The organism is Serratia sp. A07 (assembly GCF_058725505.1).
In genome coordinates this window covers 1-1,982 of sequence record NZ_JBZXDO010000133.1, presented here as the reverse complement: position 1 = coordinate 1,982, position 1,982 = coordinate 1, and the positions used below count along the sequence as shown (strand labels likewise).

General features: G+C 61.4%; 1 protein-coding gene and 1 pseudogene. Both read right to left on the bottom strand.

Going from position 1 to position 1,982, the window contains the following annotated elements; genetic code table 11:
- Positions 1-32: 32 nt before the first annotated feature.
- Positions 33-1,652, bottom strand: a pseudogene (tnpC, locus tag AC4PR2_RS28520) (IS66 family transposase).
- Between the two features lie 19 nt (positions 1,653-1,671).
- Positions 1,672-1,982, bottom strand: a 311-nt coding sequence (gene tnpB / locus AC4PR2_RS28515) for an IS66 family insertion sequence element accessory protein TnpB (RefSeq protein ID WP_492176004.1), incomplete at its 5' end; no start/stop codon positions are given.

Genomic DNA, 1,982 nt, shown 5'->3' with positions numbered 1-1,982 from the left:
GTAAGCGCCCCGTGTAGGACGTAGCGTAAGGATTATTTTACGGTTGAGAGGTTCCAGGGCAGCAGTTCATCCACCCGGTTTGACGGCCAGTCGCTGATTTTTCCGAGCACGTCGCGCAGCCAGCCCTCAGGCTCCACGCCGTTTAGTTTGCAGGTACCCAGCAGGCTGTAGATGATCGCCGCAGCCTCGCCACCGCGGTCTGAGCCGAAGAACAGGTAGTTACGCCGGCCCAGCGCCACGCACCGCAAGGCGTTTTCACAGATGTTGTTGTCGATCTCCACCCGGCCATCGTTGCAGAACACGTTCAGCGCCTCCCACTGCTTCAGCATGTAGCCGAACGCCTTCGCCATCTCCGCGTGCACCGACAGCGTTTTCAACTGCGCCTGGAGCCAGTCGTACAGCGACTGCATCAACGGCATGCTCTTTTCTTTCCTGACCGCCAGCCGCCTTTCCTCTGGGCTACCCCGGATATCGGCCTCGATGGCATACAACGCCGCGATCCGTCTGAGCGCCTCGGTCGTCAGCTCAGTCGGCCGGCGGGCATGTTCGTCGTGGATTTTTCGCCGCGCATGGGCCAGACACGCGGCTTCCGTTATTCGCCCGGTTTCGTACAGTGCGTCATAACCGCCATACGCATCCGCCTGCAGCACGCCCCGGTATTCCGCCAGGTGCCGCTGCGGATGCGCACCCTTGCGGTCCGCCGAGTACGCGAACCACACCGCCGCCGGCAGCGACGAGCCCGAGTTGCGATCATCCCGTACATACACCCACAGCCGGCCGGTGCGCGTCTTGCCGCTGCCCGGTGCCTGGACTGGCACCGGTGTATCGTCGGCATGTACCTTGCCCGCTTCAAGCACATAGTTGTTCACGACCTCCGCCAGCGGACGCAGTTTTTCCGCCAGTTCCAGTACCCAGCGATCCAGCGTATTCCGGCTCAGCCCCAGCCCGTGACGGGCGTAGATGTCGCACTGGCGCTACAACGGGATGTGCTCGACATACTTGCTCACCAGGATACGCGCCAGCAGGCCGGGGCTCGCATAGCTGCGCTCGATGGGTTTCGCCGGCAATGGCGCCTGCACGATGGCATCGCACTTCCGACAGGCCAGCTTAGGCCGCACCGTTTCGATGACCTTGAAGGCGTTGTTGATGATGTCCAGTTGCTCGGTGACGCTTTCGCCCAACGCCGCCAGCTCACCCCCGCAGTCCGGGCAGGCCGTTTCCATCGGCTCGATAACGACTGTTTCGCGCGGCAACTCCGCCGGCAGCGGTTTGCGCGATGAAGGACGACGTGGGCTGGCGGGCTTCTCTGCCGGTTCCTCAGGAACCTCAACAACATCAGACTCTGCGGTTACTGCAGTTGCAGCTTCCAGACAGCCCTTGGCGGTATTCAGCCGGCCTTCCATTTCACCCAGCCGTCTTTCGGCTTCGCGGATTTTTTTCTCAAGCTTGTTGCGCAGCTTCTCCGAACTCTGGCCGAACAACATCCGTTTGAGCTTATCTATCTGTGCCTTCAGGCGTTCGATTTCCCGCTCATAGCCGGCAACCTGACCTTCATAGCGGCGCATCTGGGCCTTGAGCTGCTTTAGCAGCACCTGCTGTTGAAGCGCCAGCGCTTTCAGTTGGTTGATGTCGTCGGGGAGCTCGGCTTTCATTCCTGTACATTACAACAGGTTATACGCGCAGACCAGGCGGATGTGCACGCTGCGGGTGTTTCCAGTTGAGCCCCTCGAGCAGCATCGCCAGTTGCGCCGGCGTCAGATGGATTCTGCCGTCGCTGACGGTGGGCCAGACGAAGCGGCCACGCTCGAGGCGTTTGATGAACAGACAGAGCCCATCCTCGTCGGCCCACAGCAGTTTTATCATATCGCCGCGGCGTCCGCGGAAGATGAACAGGTGCCCGCTGAACGGATCGTCGTTGAGGACATTCTGCACGCGCGACGCCAGGCCGTTGAAGCCATTTCGCATGTCGGTAACGCCGGCGA